This is a genomic window from Microbacterium yannicii PS01 (assembly GCF_000304335.1).
GTDB lineage: Bacteria > Actinomycetota > Actinomycetes > Actinomycetales > Microbacteriaceae > Microbacterium > Microbacterium yannicii_A.
Genome location: NZ_CAJF01000016.1, coordinates 30776 through 50307, shown reverse-complemented (window position 1 = coordinate 50307; position 19532 = coordinate 30776). Strand labels below are relative to the sequence as shown.

The 19532-nt window shown below is 68.8% G+C and carries 14 protein-coding genes and 1 tRNA gene; 4 read left to right on the top strand and 11 right to left on the bottom strand.

Annotated elements, in window-relative coordinates; all coding sequences use genetic code 11:
• Window positions 1–1694: 1694 nt before the first annotated feature.
• From WYM_RS21750 to WYM_RS10675, 9 genes are all read right to left on the bottom strand, one after another.
• Complete coding sequence (locus WYM_RS21750; RefSeq protein WP_019180831.1) at window positions 1695–1853, bottom strand: DUF6760 family protein; 159 nt, start codon at window positions 1851–1853, stop codon at window positions 1695–1697.
• Window positions 1850–2314, bottom strand: coding sequence for a hypothetical protein (locus WYM_RS10710; protein ID WP_019180830.1), 465 nt, complete (start codon window positions 2312–2314; stop codon window positions 1850–1852). The genes WYM_RS21750 and WYM_RS10710 overlap by 4 nt, the downstream gene beginning before the upstream one ends.
• Window positions 2314–2760, bottom strand: a complete 447-nt coding sequence (locus tag WYM_RS10705) for a phage tail protein (RefSeq protein ID WP_019180829.1) — start codon at window positions 2758–2760, stop codon at window positions 2314–2316. The genes WYM_RS10710 and WYM_RS10705 overlap by 1 nt, the downstream gene beginning before the upstream one ends.
• Before the next feature lie 29 nt (window positions 2761–2789).
• Complete coding sequence (locus WYM_RS10700; protein WP_019180828.1) at window positions 2790–4346, bottom strand: phage tail sheath family protein; 1557 nt, start codon at window positions 4344–4346, stop codon at window positions 2790–2792.
• A gap of 142 nt (window positions 4347–4488) precedes the next feature.
• Window positions 4489–7560 carry a phage tail protein gene (locus WYM_RS19920; RefSeq protein WP_237739394.1) on the bottom strand — a complete coding sequence of 1024 codons (3072 nt, stop codon included), beginning with the start codon at window positions 7558–7560 and terminating at the stop codon, window positions 4489–4491.
• A 313-nt stretch (window positions 7561–7873) separates the two neighbouring features.
• Window positions 7874–8542: a DUF4157 domain-containing protein gene (locus WYM_RS10690; protein WP_019180827.1), complete on the bottom strand. Its 669-nt coding sequence runs from the start codon at window positions 8540–8542 to the stop codon at window positions 7874–7876.
• A 105-nt stretch (window positions 8543–8647) separates the two neighbouring features.
• A complete protein-coding gene (locus WYM_RS10685) occupies window positions 8648–10699 on the bottom strand; it encodes an ATP-binding protein (protein WP_019180826.1) in 2052 nt (683 codons plus the stop codon).
• A 1-nt stretch (window position 10700) separates the two neighbouring features.
• Window positions 10701–11351: a DUF4255 domain-containing protein gene (locus tag WYM_RS10680; RefSeq protein ID WP_019180825.1), complete on the bottom strand. Its 651-nt coding sequence runs from the start codon at window positions 11349–11351 to the stop codon at window positions 10701–10703.
• Between the two features lie 108 nt (window positions 11352–11459).
• Window positions 11460–12083 (bottom strand): helix-turn-helix transcriptional regulator, encoded by a 624-nt coding sequence (locus WYM_RS10675; RefSeq protein WP_019180824.1) that lies wholly within the window; start codon window positions 12081–12083, stop codon window positions 11460–11462.
• Between the two features lie 170 nt (window positions 12084–12253).
• Here WYM_RS10675 and WYM_RS10670 point away from each other — a divergent pair, with 170 nt between their 5' ends.
• Window positions 12254–12571, top strand: coding sequence for a PAAR domain-containing protein (locus tag WYM_RS10670; protein WP_019180823.1), 318 nt, complete (start codon window positions 12254–12256; stop codon window positions 12569–12571).
• 103 nt (window positions 12572–12674) lie between these two features.
• Window positions 12675–14702 (top strand): hypothetical protein, encoded by a 2028-nt coding sequence (locus WYM_RS10665; protein ID WP_019180822.1) that lies wholly within the window; start codon window positions 12675–12677, stop codon window positions 14700–14702.
• A gap of 7 nt (window positions 14703–14709) precedes the next feature.
• Here WYM_RS10665 and WYM_RS10660 read toward each other — a convergent pair whose 3' ends face one another.
• A complete protein-coding gene (locus tag WYM_RS10660) occupies window positions 14710–15663 on the bottom strand; it encodes a hypothetical protein (RefSeq protein ID WP_019180821.1) in 954 nt (317 codons plus the stop codon).
• 358 nt (window positions 15664–16021) lie between these two features.
• Here WYM_RS10660 and WYM_RS10655 point away from each other — a divergent pair, with 358 nt between their 5' ends.
• Window positions 16022–17056, top strand: a complete 1035-nt coding sequence (locus tag WYM_RS10655; RefSeq protein WP_019180820.1) for a PDDEXK nuclease domain-containing protein — start codon at window positions 16022–16024, stop codon at window positions 17054–17056.
• A gap of 159 nt (window positions 17057–17215) precedes the next feature.
• Here WYM_RS10655 and WYM_RS10650 read toward each other — a convergent pair.
• Window positions 17216–17304 (bottom strand) — tRNA-Ser (locus WYM_RS10650).
• A 111-nt stretch (window positions 17305–17415) separates the two neighbouring features.
• Here WYM_RS10650 and WYM_RS10645 point away from each other — a divergent pair.
• A complete protein-coding gene (locus WYM_RS10645) occupies window positions 17416–19524 on the top strand; it encodes a penicillin acylase family protein (RefSeq protein ID WP_019180819.1) in 2109 nt (702 codons plus the stop codon).
• Window positions 19525–19532 lie beyond the last annotated feature (8 nt).

Here is a 19532-nt window from a genome sequence, read left to right as displayed (position 1 = left end):
AAAACTGCTCGCTGGATCGGAACGGCCCCGACCGGAACCGGCGTCTTCACACTTGGGCGCGACTCGCGTGCGGCGGTTGTCGGCTCGTCAGAGCTGCTCTCGATCGTGCGGGGTGAGGACCCCGTGACCCGGACCGATCCTTCGCCAGAGGCTTTTTCGCCGATCACGGCGGGCGCTAGGCCTCCGCCGACGGTCGCGCCTGGCGCGATCGCACGCGCGGCGACGACTCTGTGAGCCCGGCCTGACGCAATCGCCCGACCGAGTGGGAGCGGACTGATCGCAGGAGCGATGCTACGCGCCGCGACGATCGGCACGATTCGCCCCGGTTCCGAAGATGGACTCTGCTCGAACGGGGTGCTGACGCGGGTGAGCCGCCCATGCGGCGCGAGCAGCGTCGATGCTGTGGCGGGGGGCGGCGCCGAATCAGGTGACGGCGATGAAGCGGGCGGCGGTGGGAAACCGGATGCGTCGTGGACCAGACGGTGCGCCGCGGCGACGATCAGGTCGCGTTGGACGACGGTCGATTCTGCACCCCCGGGTGCATCGGCTGGAGCCTCAGCCCCATCGGCAGCGATCAGGTGTACGTCGTCTTCACCGGAACGCAAGAAAATCTGCTCTGCGGTCGCTTCCGTGACCTCGCCCTCTACGGTGCCCGACACAGCTTCTTCCGGCACGGCCGTGGGCGCGGTCACCGCGCTTCCAGCCTCGGGGGCGTGAGACGTCGGGAGTGCGAGCGGTGACCCCGGCTCGGATCGTCTCTGCACCGGCGAGACGGTCAGTGCGGGTTGGCCCGTCGGTGAGCCGGCCGGTGCCGGCACGCGAAGAGGAGCGCCCAGTCCGGCCCGCCGCATCGGGGTCGCAGCCGGTGGGCCGACAGCTGCCACCCTCTGAAGGGGAACCATAGGCTGGGGATCCTCTCCGGCCGGAACAGGCTCCGACACGGCTCGACGCTGTATGGACGCGGAAGGAGAATCCGCGGCGTCCGGCGACAGCATCAGTGGAACTGCCGGCTCTGACGACGACGCCGCCGCCGCGCCACCGGACGGCGCCCGTCGCTGGAGCAGCGAGGCGCCAGGCAGCGGCGCGGAGGAGTGGTCGAAGCCGCTCGGTGCGCTCGGCCCCCCGGGGGCTGACGGGTGCACGACCGGGATCTCGCTCGCGTCCGACGAGAACTCGAGTGCGCCGCCGTCCGTGTCTGCGGATGGACCGGCGCCCGCGTCCGCAGGCTGGTCAGACGACTGCGCCGCTGCCGCATCCACCACCGCCAACGCGTCCCGTCGTGTCGCCGCGCCGACGCCTTCGGCACCGACCCCTGCTTGCGGCAGGGCACGCACCGGAGCCGGAGCAGAGGCACGCCGCAGGCTCAGCTCGGTCACGGCCGCGCGCTGCACCGGGGCTGCCGGCGCGCCGTCGTCGATGGCGATCGTCCCTGACGGCGCCCCGTCGTCGACGAGATGCCCCATGCTCCCGAGCAGCGCCGGCACGACGCGGGTCGGCAGCGAGGCCAGGAAGGCCGGCCGCATCGCGGTCGGCGCGACATCGGAGATCTGTCGTTGCAGCGGCGGCAGGAACGCCCACCCCGCGGGGGGCACGATCCGCTCGGCGCGGGATGGTACACCCCCGGCCGTCGCCGAGACGCGAGGAGCGGCATCCGTCATCCGCTCCTCGGATCGCTGCCACGGCCACCGCACGTCTCAGCCGCCTTCGCTCATCCGCGTGTTGATCGCTGCGATCTCGCGCACATAGCGCAGGCGCTCCGTGTGCTCCATGTCGAGGATGTCGTCGAGCGACCAGTGGAAGTGATAGGCGACGTACGCGACCTCTTCATGGATGCGGTCGGCCGAGTACGTCATGATTCCCCCAGGCGACCGCCCGCAAGATCGGCCGTGAAACGGTGCGAGCACTCCGGGCATGTGACCGCGATGCGCGTGTGGCCCTCGGCGTTGATGCGGCGGTAGAAGTCCTGCAGGAACGCGACGTCCGACGCGAACATGTTCTCGATCACCGAGCCGTCCACCGTGCCGAGCGAACCGAGCGAGGTGATCACCCGCCCCAGAAGCACGACAGTCGTGAAGGCGGGATTCTCCTGCACGCGGGCGTCGTAAAGCGGGAGCAGTTCGTCACGGGCCGTCGCCAGCCGCATGACCCCACGGCGGTGCACCGTGCCGTCGGCTCCGACGTAGCCACGCGGGAGCTCGAAAGCGAACTCGGTGCGCATGGCGCCGTCGTCGGTCACGGATGTCGTGGACGGGGGCGCGCCTTCGGCGTTCTCGGCTTCGGGCCGACCCGACCGCGTCGCCAGCACCCGCTGCATCAGGTCACCTCGGACTCGTCGAAGCAGACGGTGAACTTCTCGGTCGCCTGCTCGGTCGCACCGGCCTTGAGCGAGTTGATCTCGACGACTCGCACCCAGCAGTTGCGGAACTCGTACTTCTTGAGCGTGCCGCCCTCGTAATCGAGCAACTCGACGGACGCGTTCTTCCGGGCGCCGGCGACGTCGCCCTTCATCACCACTTTCAGCCAGTCCGAGATCGTCTTGGAGTCGGTGAGTCCGCGCGTCACTGTGAACTCCCCCGTCTTGGCGCGTCCGATCAGCTGCCGCGCGACGTACTTGCCGTCGGCGAGCTGCTGTTTCAGCTCGATCTTGTCGACCTCGTTCTTCAGGCCCGACACCTCGGTCACCTTGGGGATCTCGATGCCGTCGATCGTGACCTTGAAGGCGTAGGCCGGTGAGGAGTCGAAGGAATCTGCAAGTGCCATGTCTAGCTCCTAGTGGTTGCGATCGTCGATCACTCGGTGACCAGGCTCGTGCCGCCCGAGAATTGCGACAGTTGGAACACGACGAACTCCGCGGGCTTCACGGGAGCCACGCCGATCTGGCAGATGACCTGGCCCGCGTCGATGACGTCGGCCGGGTTCGTCTCGTCGTCGCACTTCACGAAGAACGCCTCATCGGCTGAACGCCCGAACAGCGCGCCCTTTCGCCACTCGCCGATCAGGAAGCTCGATATCGAGCGGGTGAGCTTGCCCCACAGTGCCGGGTCGTTCGGCTCGAAGACCGCGAACTGGGTCGCGGCCAGGATCGACTTCTCGAGGTAGTTGAACAGCCGGCGCACGTTCACGTACCGCCACGCCGGGTCGCTCGAGAGCGTGCGAGCACCCCAGACACGCACCCCTCGCCCGGGGAAGCTGCGGATCGCGTTGACTCCGATCGGGTTGAGCAGCTCCTGTTCGGTGCGTGTCAGCTGCGTCTGAGGCTCGAGCGCGCCGCGGATGACCTCGTTCGCGGGCGCCTTGTGCACTCCGCGCTCATTGTCGTTACGGGCCCACACGCCGGCGATGTGCCCAGACGGCGGGATGACCCGGTTCGTTCCCGACATGGGATCGAGCACCTTGATCCACGGGTAGTAGAGCGCCGCGAACTTCGAGTCGTATCCCGCCTCGATCCGCCGCCATCTCACCGCATCCTGCGCAGAAAGCTGCGGCGGCGGGTCGAGGATGGCCATGCGGTCGCCCATGAGCTCGCAGTGCGCGATGACCGCGAGCTGCACCGCCTTCACCGTCTCGAGGTCGACGGAGCCCTGCTCGTACGCGGCCATCAGGTCGGGCACGGCAACCATCGTCACTTCTTCGATCTGCTCCAGCCCGCTGAACCCGGTGCGATCCGCGGCGTCGCCGATGTAGTCGGCTGCGCCGATGTCGTCGAGCACGATGGGCTGCGACTCCGGCTCGGGAACGACCAGGTCGAAGGTGCCGTTGCGCAGCCGCAGCCCGGCCGATGCCGGATCGACCTCCTCGACCGTGACGAGCTTCGAGGCGGCGAGCTTGGTGACGATGAACTGCGGGCTCTCCGGCTTGGGTGAGAGGTTGTCGAACACCTCGGGCGCACGCCCTTCGACCGTGACAGCGACCTTGAAGCTACCCTCTTCGGAGCCGTCCCCGTCAGGATCGGCGACCTCCACCTTGATCGGCTTGGCGTTGGCAGAGGCGGTCTTCGCGGTGAATGAGTACGCCCCGATCTGAGCAGTCTGGGGGCCGGCCACGAGTTGCTTCGCGTCCTTCCTGCTCGCGTTTCCGGCGGACGCCGTGCCGATGCGCACCACGTAGCAGTTGCCGCCTCCGTTGAGGAAGTAGCCGTAGACGGCGTAAGCCAGGTAGGCGCCCTCGGCGAGGCCCCCGAAGGTGTCGACGAACTGCGTCCAGTTCGACACGAGGGTGGGCGCGTTCTCGGGTCCCTTCGGCGCGAAGCCGATGAAAGCGGCGACCGCGGTGCCGACGCCCTCGATCGGGCGCGTCGCGGCGTCGATCTCCTGCACGTAGACACCGGGTGAAAGGTAGGTGGGCATCCCGGACTCCTTCGCTGAATTGCGTCTTTCCAGCGTCGATGAGCGGATGCCGCGGAGGGCAGTCTTTCGGTGCGTGCGGGTGGGTAGCGGTGTGTGCGCGATAGGGCATCCCTAGGCCCTGCGACCGCATGCCTCCACGTGATCAGATACCACGCGACGCGAAGATCGCCTCGATCTGCTGGCGTTCGGTTGCGGCGGCACTGGTGATCGTCGCCGCGTCCGGCTTGAGGGGGTATGCCACGCCATCGGCGTCGACCCTCGTCGATTTGTGACCATTCCAGTCGGTGGCGACCGCGTCTATGGTCCGCTTCACCGCTCCGTTCGACAGCATCGAGAACGCCTTCTTCACGTTTGTGAGGTTCTTCGTCGAGAGCGCGGCCCGGTCGGAGTCTTTCCCGGCTCTCACCGCCTTGGCCCCACCGTAGAAGCCGCTGATCAAGCTGAGGTCGCGATTCGGGCCGAAGTCCTTGTCTCTGCGAGCTGTCCGGTACGTCAAGACGGTTTGCAGGCTGCCATACTCTCCCTTCGTCAGGATCGCCACTCCCCCGACGGACAGCACGGCATTGGCGTAGCCACGAGGGATCACATGCTCCGACCAGAGGCCCGGTCGCGGCGACGGCTGGGAGTCATGAGGCGCGACGGTGCCGACGTGCTTATCCTGTTCGCCCGGTTTGACGGACGACTTGGCGACTCTGGTGGGGTTCACCGCTCCTGAGACCGCCCAGACACCGTCCTGGACGAGCAGCTCCAGCGACGCCATCCGGTAGCGAAGCCGGATCGCGGTCATCAGCGGTGCGACGACAGCCTTGAGGAGGGGCCGCGTTGAAAACCGTTCCACAACTTTGAGCCCCGCCGCGACGCCTTTGTCGAGCCGCTGCTGCTTATCCTTCTCGATCTGCTCCGGGGTTTTCTCCTTGATCCCCAGCTTCTTCTTCAGCTTGCCGAACGCGGCCTTGCCTTTCTCCTTCGCTTTGTTCCAGAGCTTCTTGCCGATGGCGATCGCCTTCTTGCCGAACGCGACCGCTTTGCCGATCACCCAGTCGATGGCCTTGTTGACCGGCTTCTGGACGGTCTCGAGGATCTTCCTGATCTTTCCCGAGATGCCGCCGAGGCCGAGGAGCGAGGCGAGGAAGCCGATCAGCACCGGCACCATCCGCCCGAGGGTCTTCTCGATGTAGCCGGCAACCGCACCGACGCCTCCTGCAGCGATCGACTCGACCGAGTCGAGGATGGAGTCGACGAACGCCTTGATCTGATCCGCTTTCTCGACGAAGAACATGACGACGTCGTAGATCATCTTGCACGCCTTGACGAAGGCTGAGGCCGGGTTCAGCAGCGAAATGAGCCACACGATGCCCGCCTTGACGATCTCGATCGACACCATCTCCTTCACCTGCGTCAGCACCATCTCCTTGATGTCTCCGACTTTCTCGAGGATCACCTTCCACAGTCCGCCGACTCCCTCCTTGATGAGGATCTGGACGATCGTGAACCCCTGCTCGACGAACTCGATCGCGCCCGGCGGCAGCTTGGCGGCGATCTTCGCGCGGATGGAGTCCCAGGTGAGCCCGAGGATCGAGAGGACGAGCTTCAGCACACCCTTGAGATCGAACTTCTCCGGCAACTCGATGCCGGCGTCTGAAAGCGCCCCGAAGAGCCACGACTGGAGGCCGGTCTTGAGGTGGGTAAAGATGTTGTTTCCGAACTGAACGATGCCGCCCTTGACAGCGTTGACGAGGTTGCCGAGGAAGCCGATCGGGTCCTTGATGATCTTCTCAACCGCTGCCGCAGCGCGGGCGAGGACGCCGAGGAGCATGTCCTTCAGTTTGAGGATCGTCTCGATCGCACCGCCGACCGCATCCTTCGCCTTGTCGACGAGACCTTTGTTCTCCTCTTGCATCTTCTTGATCTCGTCGTCGACCGCGGTGCGCGCTTCGACATACTTGTTCGCGAGATCTTCGGCGAGCGCCTGGCCCTTCTCATCGATCGTTCCTACGAGATCGTCGAACCGGCCGCCGACGTCCTTGGCGGTGTCCGCGCCCATCTTCTGCAGCGCGGGCTTGAGCCCCTTCACGTATCGGTCGATGTCGGCCCGACCCTTTGCGACCCGCTCCTTGGCGCGAGTGAGCTCGCGCCCGACGAGGTCGGCGATGGCGTTGATGACCTTGGTCATCTCGGACTCGTACCGGGCGCGCGCCCGCTGGAAGATCCGATCGACCTCTGGCTCCGGACCGAGGAGAAGATCGGCGGCCCACTTGGCAGCGCCGATCATGTCGTAGGAGTACCGCTTGTCGCGGAAGGCCTTCATCTCGGCCGTGTGCTGGTCGGTGAAAGCCTTCTTGGCGGCGGCCTCGCCATCTTTGAACGCCTGGTCGACCTGGGGGTCGATGCCCGTCAGGATGTTGTCGACGTCGTTCTTGGTCGCATCGAAGATCCCCGTCACGTGCGTGGTGACGTCGGCGCGCTCCTGCTCGTCCTTCGAGCGCGCCTGCTGCTGCTTGGCGGCGACTCCCGCCTGCCCGGCGGTGCGGGCACCGAGCAGCGCGGTCGCCGTCCCTCCGCCGGCCGCGCCGGCGTTCTGCTTGACCGCAGCGATGGTGGCCGCCTCACCTTCGCGCACCGGTCCGACCGCGGTTGCCGAGTGCTGCTCGGCGTCCTGCTTCGCGGCGAGCGCTCCGGTCAGCTCCGGTTCGTTCGAGTGCCGGAACTGGGCCTCGGAGACTCCGGCATCCGCCATTTTTCGTTCGGTCTCTGCGGGCCCGTTGCGAAGGTCTGTCTGCTCCGGGGGCGCCCGCGCCGGCGCAGCCTGCGCCGCCTCGATCTTGGGCTTCGCGACCGGCGGCTCCAGGGGGATCGGGATGACCTCTTTCTCGACCGCTCGCGATGGATCGGGCGGCTTCGCGGATGCCTCGGCCATCGGCTTTGCCGCCGCGTCCTTGCCGTGAGCGACCCTGCCCTTCACGTCAGCCGCGATCGCATCCGACTTCCCCGACTTGCCGAACTCGTCGGCTTCCTCCAGCGTCTTGGGCGATTGTCGATCTATCGCGGCCTTCACGGCAGCGACGAAACCGGCCTTGTCGAAGCCGCCCGGCGGCGCGGCTCCCATGGATGCGGCTTTGGCCTCCTTGGCCTGTGCTTCGCGGTCTCCGACCGGCGGCGCCGCGGCCCTGGCTGCCTCTGCGGCCTTCACCGCGGGCGGCGGATGTTTCGCCATCGAGTGCGTCGCCGATCGAAGCGACGCCTTGGCGGCGCGAAGTCCCGGGTGCGCAGCCGGGTTCGCCGGTCGAGGCTGAACGGGCGGGGGCGGGATCGCGCCGCGCTGCAACCGCTGCAGTCGCGCAGGGGTCTCGGCCGCCGACCTGATCATCGCACTGACGGCCGCGTTGCCCGCGGCCTTCTGCAGTTGAAGCACCACTCGGGCGGCCGGGCTCCGCGTCGTGTCGGGCGCGCCGCGGTACGACCCGGTCACGGGTTTTGCGGTGCGATGGCTCCCGTCGGCGTGCAGCAGTGCCACAACGAGTCGCGGCTCAGCCAGCCGCTTCCTCCTCTTCCTCCTCACCTACGCGCTGAACGAACACGCCCTGCACCGGCTCGTCTTCGTCGGTGTCGTCTTGTCGTTGCACCGGCGCCGGTTCGCTCATCACCCGGGTCGCGTTGTCGGCGGCGCCCCGCTCGAAGCGGTCGCCGGGATCGCTCACACTGATGCCGCCGCCCGAGGGCGCTCCGTCGACCGGACCCGACCGCTGCTGTACGACATGGGTCAGCTCGTGCGCGAGCGTGGTGCGTCCGGCGAGCGACGACGTGTCGTATGCGTCGCGCTGGAAGACCACGTTGCTTCCGACCGTGTAGGCGTGCGCGCCCACCGATTTCGCCGAGTCGTGGGCCGCGGCATCCGTATGCACCTTCACGTCGCCGAAATCGTGACCGAGCCGCGACTCCATGTCGGTGCGCACCGCCGGCTCTAGCGGCGACCCGCCCGACGAGACCACGTCGAGCACCGGTGAGCGCTGCTCCTCGACGAGCTCGCTCACCGCGCCGTTGCCGGCCTCGCGCTGCAGGCGCATCAGTCCGGCGCTGCTCAGGATGTCCGGCCTGCGCTCGGCGAGCCCGCGCGCAGGCGCAGCCTGTTCACGGGCAGCCTCGGCAGCACGCCGGCCGCTCTCGACGTCGATACCGTCCCACTCATGTGCGTGCATGGCGCACCTCCATGATCGACCTGTTCCATTGCACCGCGGGCGGGTCGGGCGCTGTGGCTTTCTGCCCGTTCGGGCAACGACTCGTGCACGAGCGGGCACCGTGCATCATCGGCCCACCACCTCCGGCCAGAACGCGCCGAACTCACTCTCCACCACGAGCCTGCCCAGCTTGCGGTACTCCCGGTGGACGGCGACGATGCAGTGCCTCATCAGCACGGTGCCGCGATCCGCCGCAGCCAGGTAGGCCGCGGTCACTGCGGCAGCGCGGATGCCGCCGCCGGCGAGTTCGAACGAACGCCCGAGAAACTCGAGATCGATGTCGTCGGCCCGTCGCACCAGATTGCCGAGGCTGCGGTCCCAGAGGCGCGTGCGTTGCACGGCATCCGGAATCGGGAAATCCACGATGATGTCGAGCCGGCGCGTGAAGGCCTCATCGATGTTCGCCCGCAGGTTCGTCGCGAGGATCGCCAGTCCGTCGAATGTCTCCATGCGCTGCAGCAGATAGGCGCTCTCCACGTTCGCGTAGCGGTCATGCGAGTCCTTCACATCGCTGCGCTTTCCGAAGACGGCGTCCGCTTCGTCGAAGAGCAGCACGGCGTTCGTGCCTGCGGCCGCACGGAAGATGCGCTCCAGGTTCTTCTCGGTCTCGCCGATGTACTTGTCGACGACCGTGGAGAGGTCGACGACGTACAGGTCCAGTCCCAGCCCTCCGGCGACGACCTCGGCGGACATCGTCTTGCCGGTGCCCGAGTCTCCGGCGAACAGGGCAACGACACCATGCCCCCGGCCGCCACCCGGTCGCATGTTCCAGTCACCGAGCACCTGCTCGCGGTGCCGTGCGCGCAGCTCGATCTCGCGCAGCGCGTTCAGCGGCCCAGCCGGAAGAACGAGATCGCTCCAACCCACCGTCGGCGTCACCCGGCGGGCGAGCCTGTCGAGTGCCGACGCATTTTCGGCCCGCGCCCCCGCAGCGACGTGCTCGGCGGTGATGACGCCTGATTTCGAGAGCGTCGCCTGCGAACGCGCGGTCCCGGCCGCCCGTTGCACCTGCTCCGGTCCGAGGCGGAACGGAGCGGTCGCCTCGGCCACGTCCAGCCCATCGGCAGCAGGTCCGAGTGACGTGCGCCAGAGCCCGGCTCGCTCGGCCGTCGTGGTCGGTTCGACGACGCTCGCCACGGGCAGCTCGCTGAACCACCCTGGATCCCACGTCGACTCGCCGACGAATACGGTCGGCTGCGGTGAGTCTGCGAGCGCCTCGATCAGACCGGGCTGAACCTCGGGGGTGACCGGCGCTGCGATGAGACCGACGCCGCGCAGTCGCACCTCGCGGGTGACAAGCCGCGCCAGCGCGATCGCGTCGCGATCGCCGCCGAGTCGCGCGAGGTCGAGCTGGACGACGTCGAGCCCTCGCGAGTGGATCCCGCGAACGGCCACCGCGCTTCCCGATCCGGTCGCCGACTCCCGCAGGTACACAAGACGGATGCCGGCGGCGAGCGCCTGCTCGACACGGCTCGGGTCGCCCCACTCGACCGTCGATGGCTCACTCAGCACGCCGTCGAGCGCCCGGTCCGGCGTATCGTCGCCGAGCAGGTGTCCGACGACCCGGTCGGGCACGCGGACCGCGCGGCCGGGCAGCGGGCGCTCCTCATCCTCGATGATCACGAGCCCGCCCGACACCAGCGGCCCGGAGATGAGTCGGGCACGATCCGCGGCCGACGTCAGCGGGACCCCGCAGAGCTCGAGGGCAACCGACACCGACGGGCGACGGCGCCCCACATCGTCGTTGAGGTAGCCGAAGAACCGCTCGAATCGCGGGTCGAGGTCGGCAGCGAGTGCGATCACCAGGAGATCCACATCGATGGGACTGAGGGTGAAGGCCTGCGCCATGCGCCGAAGGCGGAGCCGGTGCCCTGCTGCCTCGGCCAGATCGGCGTTCTGCTCGGTCTCGGCGAGGCGGGCCGAGGCATCCGACCAGTCCGGAACCCCCGGAACGCCGGCCAGCAGGCGGTCTACCATCTCGTCGCTGAGGTACAGCCCCCGGAACGGGTCGTCGGGCTGCGGGTCGACCGCCCGGCGTGCGGTCACGAGTCGCCGGATGCGATCCTCGATCGCTCCGACCCGCCCCAGCAGGTGGGCGACGCTGGGGTCGTCGATCATCTCACTGCCTCGGCGGTTCTTCGCCGGGAATCGGAGGCGGTTCGGATGCCTCGCGCACAGCGCTTTCCTCGATGCCGAAGGCCGGCGCCGCGAACTGCGCCTCCAAGCCCGCGGTGACAGGCGGCCCGACCGCGTAGGTGAACCCCCGCGCCAACGGGGCGGTGATCACCAGGTCGAGCGACGGCTTCAGTTCACCGCCGAGCGACGACCAGACGTCCGCGAACGCCCGGTCCTCCGGTGGCGGCTGAGCCACCGCGAGCGCGCACGGCAGACCGGTCTCGGCGATGGTTTCAGTGACGAATGAGCCAGGGATGGCGTCGAAGCGAAGGAAGCAGCGCAGCAGCGCATCGAGCAGCCGGTGCTCGTCGTCGGGCCGCTGCGTCCAGGCGGTCACAAGATACGAGAGCTTGAAATAGCGCGGCGCCGGAGCGCGATGTGTGATGAGCCCGCGATCGTCGCGTCGCTCGGTGAAGCCGTACTCGCGGCGTTTCGTGTCTTCTCGGATGTCGTAGAGGAACAGGTCGACCGTCGGCGCGTTGCGCCTGGCTGCCCAGTCCTTCGTCGGCGCGTCGAGCGCGACGTCGATGTCGGCGGCGATGCCGTCCGACGCCTTGACGAGCGCACGGATCGCGTCGTCGATCTCGCCGATCATGCTCTCAGTGTCGGGGCTGCGTGACGGTCGCGCCCCGTGAGTGGGGCACCCATGCGGGCAGGGCTGGATTCCTCCTTGGGCAGAGCCGCCGCCTCCGCTCCACCCTGCTCAAATGAGACCTTCGCGCATCGCATACGCCACGGCGTGCGAGCGGTTCCGCAGCTGCAGGCGCGTGGTCACGTCGTGCAGCACGTTCTTCACGGTGCGTTCCGAATACGACAGCCGGGCGGCGATCTGCGCGGTGTCGCAGCCGTCGGCGACAAGCCTCAGGACTTCGATCTCGCGCGAGGCAAGCCCGGTGAAGGTGATCCCCCGCGGGTCGAGCACGGTGCGCTGCAGGCGCCCGACCTGATCGAGGAGGCGTCCCAGCAGGTCAGGCGGCACGGTTCCCTCCCCCGCGGCCGCGGAGGCGATCGCCGACAGCAGACGATCGGTGGTGGCGTCCGATCGCCGGACGAGGCCGACGACCCCGCATTCGACGGCGCGCACCAGATCCTGGTCATCGAGGTGGGCGGCGATCAGGATGACGTGGGCCTCGCCGTTGCGGCGAACGAAACGCAAGGTGTTCAGGGCCTCCTCGTCGACGGCGTCGACGATGACGAGCACGACGTCAGGAGGCGTTTCCTCGTCTGGCGAGACCACACGCACCTCCGGGCGCGGCCGGAGCGCGCTCGAGACGCCGGCTTCGGAAATGGGATCGCGCGCGTACACGCGTACGGTGGTTCGGTTCATGACGTCCTCCCGGTGACGACGCGAAGCGGTCTGCTCCGCCGAAGGAACGCGGTAAGTCTGGCTGAGCGCGCTCTTCGCGCACTCAACGCGCGCTCAACGGGCAGATCCTGTGCACGAGCGGTCGCACCGCCGGTCTCGTCGGACATGTCCGCTGAACGTACGGTGAGGTCATGCCCACAGGCCCCGCACTTCGCGTCGGTGACGTCGCGCTGTGCGCCCTCGTCGACGGAGTGAAGCCGCACGTCGGCGGGCCCGTCACGCCGGCCGCCGGCGTGCCCACAGTCATGATCGGCGGGATGCCGGCCGCCGTCGCGAATGCCGCGCCCGGTGGCATCGCCTGCGTCTCTCCAGCACCGAACGGCATCGCCCAGGGAAGCCTCACCGTGCTGATCGGCAGCTTTCCGGCCGCGCGGGTCGGCGATCTCACGATGCATGGTGCCCCGATCGCGCCCGGGCCGGGTGCGCTGAACGTCATCATCGGGGGCTGACCACCGCAACGGTGGCGTGCGGGACTCAAAGGGCACGAGATCTGCCCGGACGGCGGGTCGGAGGGCCGACCGCCGTGCGCCTGTCACTCCGTAGCGTCGGATCATGGCCACGGTCGACATCGAACCCGCCTCCCTCGCGGTCACCCCGGGTGAGTCGTACGTGCTCACCCTGACGATCACGAACGACGGCGACGACGTGGAGGCGTACCACGTGGCCGCGGTCGACGACGCGGCAGCGCACGTCACGATCACGCCCGACACGCTCCTCGTACGCGCGGGCGAGACCGCGTCGGCCACAGCGACTCTCACGCTCGAGGGCGCGGGCAGATGGCCCGTCGGAGACATCATCGTGCGGTTCCGCGTCGTGCCCGCCGGACAGCCCGACGAGTTCCTGGTCGTGGAGGCCATCGCCGCGATCCAGTCGTTCAGCGAGGTGGCGGCGGCGCTGACGCCGGACGCTCTCGAGGCCTTTCGCAGCTCCACGGCCGAGGTCACGATCGCCAACGCCGGCAACGCCGACACCTATGCAGAGGTCTCGCTGTCTGCTGTCGAGCTCGAGTTGAGCATCGCCCAGTCGCACGTGGCCCTTCCCCCCGACAGCACCGAGTCGATCGGGTTGCGGGTCGGCGCCAGGTCGCTGCTGTGGCGCGGCGCGGCGGAGCAGCATCCGTTCGTCGTGACGGTCAGCCCTCAAGGCGGGCAGACGATCTCTCTGGACGGCACGTTCACGCAGAAACCCCTGCTTCCCAGCTGGTCGCGCACGGCCGCGATCGCCGTCGGCGCCGTGGTGGCGGTCGCCCTCCTGGTGTGGGGCGTGGCATCCTTCTTGCCCCTGGGCGGCGTCCCCGTCGCATCGACCCCTTCCTCAACGGCCGGCGCGACGCCGACGCCTCCGACCGAGCCTGTCGTCACCGTCGGTCTCACCGTCACCTCCGACGAGGAGGTGAAGGGAGGCGACGATTTCTCGGTCACTTTGGAACCGGACGTCACGGAGGCGCCCACGGATTCATTGCTCTCCATGGCGATCGATTGGCCGGCGGGACTCGTGCTCACCGACTCCGATTGCGAACACTGGCTGCTTCCGGGAACCGAGAAGGTCCTGAAAGGCGACCCTCAGCCCGGCGACGAATGCGTCGTCACCGCGTCCGGGGCGAACCCGAGGGCGACGTTGAACTTCTCGACACCGCCCGCGGGGTTCGAAGAGGAGGAGACTGTGACCGCCACCGCGACTCGCCTCCTCACAAGCGCCGGCGGAAGTATCGAGGAGCTCGAGATCGGACAGGATTCCGTATTCGGCGAAGCCACCGTCGAGGTCGACCTCCCGCCCTACGCGTTCTGGATGGAGATCGAGGACCTGGGGCCGTCGGAGAGCGAGGACGACGTCGTCGTCATCATCCACCACGCCTTGGATGGCGGAGCCGCCAACCCCTTGGAGTTCGACGTCAAGCTGCCGGGCTTCGTCGCGGGAATCGAGGAATCTCACGACCAATGCGGCGATCGCGGGCCGACGAACTGCTTCGCCACGGTCAGCAGCGACGCCGCTGAGAAGAGGATCCCGATGCGTCTCGACGTCGACGAGGGCGGCGGTATCGGACTCTTGGAGCTGACGGGAACGTCCCTCAACGATGTCGCCGAAGGAGTCGACGAGCAGGTCCGAGGAACCGAAGGACTACTGGTGAGCGACTACCTCTTCGATGTGGTCATGCTGCTGGGCTTCGACCCGCAACCGGATGGCGGGGAGACGGCTACCGCGTACATCCGGGTCAGCGGCGCAGAGCTCCCGAGCGGGGTGGATGCGTACAGCGGGGGCTTGTGGGAGAAGACGCTGCAGCTCGAGTGGCCGGACGGGCTCATCCTCGCCGGAGAACCCGAGGGCTGCACGTTGTTGCCCGACAACCGGTGCACGCTGCCCTGGGTCGAAATCGGCAAAGATGCGGACATCACGATGCAGTTCACCGTCGAGAACCGCTTCGGTGGCGGCTCGGTCACGGCGAGCGGCGCCGGTCTCCGCTACGACCCGACGACAGCCGCCGACAAGAGCGACGGCCGGCCGCGGGATCCCGAAGATCTCAGCCGCTTCGCTCATTGGATCGACAGCGCCGGTTGCTCACTGGACGGGCAGTGCGAGTGACGATCGTTCAGGCGGCCGTGAGGATCGCCTCGCGACGCTCCAGCAGCGTGCCGATCCGCGCTGAGGCCTCTACGGCGATCGCGGCGAGGTGTTCTGCGAGCTGAGTGAGGCGGTCATCAAGTTTCTCGGCGCCCGCCCGGGCCTCGGAGATGCGATCCATCACCATCCAGTCGCTGAGGATGTTGTCGAACAGCACATCGAAGACCGCCAGAGTCTCAGAGATATCGACGCCATCGACACTCGCAGCGCCGAGGTCGGCAAGCTCGGTGGAAAGTCGCTCCAGCGCCCGGTTGACCTCGGTGAAGGCGGCCGTGGCCTCGCCGATGTGCGAGTGCTTGACGATGTCCGCCACGAAGCCGCCGCCGAAGAAGGTATCGTACGCCGACCAGCCGCCCGCGCTGTCCAGTTTCACGAGTGCTGCGTCCAGTGCAGCTTTCGTGGCGCCCAGCGCATCGACAGCCTCCGCGATCTCGCCCTGACGTGCCGCGGCCACGCCCAACTGGTCGGCGATCGCAGTCAGTTCCGCCGCGTCGCGGCCGCCAGCCGCGCGCAGGGCGACCTCGTAGGCGGCCAGCGCTTCGCCGTACGCGTGATCCGCGCCGCGCAAGGCATCGCGTTCGCCGCGGACTCGGGCGGCGTCGGCGATGGCTCTATCGAGTCGCGCCTGCGCGCCGGCCACGGCGAGGCCGGCGGCGCCTGCCTCGGCGCGCTCGATGGCCAGGCGATCGGCCGCGTCTCCGCGCAGCGTCGCCCAGATCTTCGTCGGCGAGAGCGCCTCGAGCCGGCGGACGTCGGTCTGCTCGACCTGCAGCCTCCGTCGCAGCTCGGCCAGCTCGCTGCGCCGCGTTTCTACGAGCACCTCGGTCGACTCAAGCTGGACACAGAGCCTCCTGTGATGCGCCCGGGCCTCTGCGGCAGCACGGACGGCGTCGGCGAGCTCGGCCGGATCGGGGTCGGTCACCCCGTCACTGTGCCATATTTCTGCCGCTGCGACCGAGATCCCGCACGGGGTGCGAGGCGAAGGAATGAGTGGGTAGCGCGCTGTACGCGCTCCACGCGACATGCCGGAGGCAAGGCTTGTCATGGGCTCCTGCCGGTGCGAGACTCGTCTACCCGTTGCATTGTCGATGGCGCGGCGATCCGTCGCCCCCCGGAGCTCCGCATCCGTGAGCCCCCGCTCGAACCGCTGTCGGCTCGACCGGGGGCTTTCCGTGACCGACAGCCCGCGCTGATGCGAGCACCGTGGAGGGGTCGGTTCAAGAGTCCGGCAGGCTGCCGGACTCTTGGCTGGTGGCCCTCGAGTGGGAGATGCTGGCGGTATGAGCGAGGTGGAGCCTGCGGACTATCGAGAGACGCTCGAGGCGCTGAAACGTCGTGTGCACGACGCGAGATTCAGGTTGCAGCGCCGCGCGAACGCGGAGCTCGTCGCGCTGTACTGGCACATCGGCGACACCATCCTGAAGAAACAAGACGCCGACGGCTGGGGCGCCGGTGTCGTCACTCGGCTCGCGAAGGATCTGCAAGCAGAGTTCCCCACGATGCGGGGCTTCTCACGAACGAACCTCTTCCTGATGCGGGCGTTCGCGGCCGCCTGGCCCGAGCGGAATGGAATCGTCCAGCAGCCTGTCGGACAACTTCCATGGACCCATATTCAGCAGCTGATGGAGAAGCTCGACGACCAGAAGCTGCGGGAGTGGTACGCCGGCAAAGACATCCAGCACACCTGGAGCCGGGCCGTGCTGGTCCACCACCTCACCACACGTCTTCATGAGCGGGACGGAGCGGCGCCGAGCAACTTCGCGGCCGCGCTGACACGGGCGGATTCGGAACTGGCGCAGCAGCTGACGAAGGACCCGTACACGATGGGATTCCTCGGCGTGGATGCCGATTCGACCGAGCGGGAGTTCGAGGAACGTCTGACACAGCGGATCGTGGACACACTCCGGGAGTTGGGCAGCGGGTTCGCGTTCATCGGCCGGCAGCACCACATAGAGGTCGACGGTGACGACTTCTACATCGACCTTCTGTTCTTCCACATCGAGCAGCTTCGGTATGTCGTGTTCGAGCTGAAGACCCGCAAGTATGACCCGCGAGACGCCGGCCAGCTCGGCTTCTACGTCGCCCTCGTCGATGAACGGCTTCGGCTCCGCGACCGGCACGCACCGACCGTCGGCATCCTGCTCGTGGCGGAGAAGAACGAGACCGTCGTCCGCTACTCGCTCGCCGGCAGCGCACAGCCCATGGCCGTGTCACGCTACGAGTTGTCAGCGGCGGAGCAGGCGGCGCTCCCCACCGAGGATGCTCTCACCAGGCTGGCGGCGGAAGTCGCCGACGCAGCCCCCGAAGAGGACTGAGAGCCAGCCACGAGACCGGCTGGGCAGCCGCGCAACGACGAACCGTGAGCCGACGGCCATTCTCAACCGTGGGCAGGGTGGGGTCACAGCCGATTCCGAGGGCCGCACGAAGGCCAATCGACCCGCGGAAAATCAACGGATTCGAGAAGGAAAGCAGTGCGGAGACGGAGGGATTTGAACCCTCGGTCCCCGTGAGGGGACTCCACCTTAGCAGGGTGGTGCACTAGGCCTGACTATGCGACGTCTCCAGGCAAGAACTCGCAGAGCGGTGTCCTTGCGCCCATCGATCATAACCCGACCGGCAACCCTCGACGGACGCCCACCCCACCCCTCCGCTGCGGCTGTGGGAGCCTGACGGTATGGCAGAGGTCTTCCGTGATGATCTCGGCATCCCCCACATCCGCGCGATGGACGTCGGGGATCTCGCCGAGGCCCAGGGTGAGGTGACGGCGCGCGACCGCGCCTGGCAGATCGAGGTCGGCCGGCTTCGGGCCCCGGGGCGGCTGTCGGAGCTCGTCGGCGAGGCGGGGGTCGCATGGGACGTGTTCGCACGACGTGCGCGCCTCGACGACACCGCGCGCCGGGCGTTCGCCGCGGCCGACGCCGAGACCCGCTCCTTCGTCGCCCGCTACAGCGCCGGGGTGCGGCGGGGCATGGTGAGAGGCGGCGCGCAGGCGGCGGAGTTCCGCGCCCTGGACGACGCATTCGGCGACACTGTTCCACTCACGCCCTGGGATGACCACGACCCCCTCGGCGTGCTGCACGTGGCACACGCGCTGTTCTCGACATTCCCGTTGGTGCTGTGGCGCGAGCATGTGGCGCTGACGCTCGGCGACGAGTGGGTCGACGTGCTGACCGGCTACGCCGAGGGCGGGGCCGAGACGCTGCCGGCGGCAGGAAGCAACGCCTGGGCGCTGCACGGGTCGCGGACGGAGAGCGGGATGCCGCTGCTCGCCGGCGACCCGCACCGGACGTTCGAACTTCCCGGCGTCTATCAACAGGTGCGACTGGCGTGCGACGAGTTCGACGTGCTCGGCCTCGCCTTCCCGGGCGTGCCGGGCGTGCCGCACTTCGGGCACGCCGGCGCGGCGGCCTGGGGCGTGACGAATGCGATCGCGCACAGCGTCGACGTCTTCCGCGAGCGCCTTCGGGGGACCGGCGACGGGTACGAGGCCCTCGGCCCCGCGGGCTGGCGACGCGCGGACGTCGAGCGGTCTACCGTCCAGGTTCGCGGAGGCGCGGATGTCGCCGTCGAGGCGATCGAGACGGAGCGCGGCACGATCGTGACCGACCTCCGCGCGGGGGAAGAAGCCGGCGAGCTGGTCGGATGGAGCGTGCGCATGCCCGCGCGGGCGAACAGCGACCTCGGCGCCGCCGCCCTGCTGGCGGTGCTGCGGGTGCGCACGGCGGGCGACGTCGTCGACGCGTTCGGGTCGTGGGTCGACCCGGTCAACCGCGTGCTGGCCGCCGATCGCGCTGGCACGGTGCTGTCGGCGACCGTCGGCGTGACACCCGACCGAGCGCCGGGCGACCGGCGGCTGCCGCTGGACGGCGCGACGCGGCATCCCGTTTCCGACCGGGCGCCCGCGCCCGCGATCGAGATCCTCGACACCGCGGTCGACGCGAACGAGCGTCCCACGCGCCCCGAGATCGACCTCGGCTGGGCCTATCCGTCGCCCCACCGCGCCGACCGCGTCCGCACCGTGCTCGCCGACGTGCACCCCGGAAGCGTCGACGAGCTCGCACCGGTCTGGGGCGACATCGTCGGCGGCTCGGCGACGGCGCTGCGAGGCCTGCTGCCGACCGGCGACCTTCCGCCGCGCGCGGCCGCAGTGCGTGACGAGCTCGCCGCATGGGACGGACGAATGGATGCCGCGTCCACCGCCGCGGGCAGGTTCGCGGCCTGGCGTGACGCGCTCGTGCGGCAGGTCGCCGCCCACCCGGCACTTTCCGCACTGCATCGCCCGCACGGGTTCGGCGCGGTGTTCGATCCGTGGGTCGCGCCGACGGGTCAGGTCGCCGCGGCGCTGGGCCGCCTCGTGGCGCACCCCGCGTTGCGCGGCGACGTGCCGGCGATCGTGGTGGCTGCCCTCGAGGAGGCCGCCGACGCGCCGGCGTGGGGCGAGACCCATCGGCTGCTCCCCCTGCATGCGCTCGCGGGTGTGCCCGGCGTCGCCGACCCGGGCGCCGAGCTGGGCATCGAGCTGTCGGGCGACGGTGACACGGTGCGCTGCACGGGCGGGACTCCCGGCGTCACCCACCGCGGGTGGCGCGGGTCGGTCGCCCGCTGGGCGTGGGACCTCGCCGAACGCGATGCGAGCCTGTGGAGCGTGCCGTTCGGTGCGGCAGGAGACCCGGAGTCGCCGCACTTCGCCGACCAGCTCGAGGACTGGGCCGGCATTCGTCCCGCCCGCGTCGTCACCGAATGGTCGCGCCTGCGACCCGACGAGCCGACGGGAACCTCCTGACGACCCGC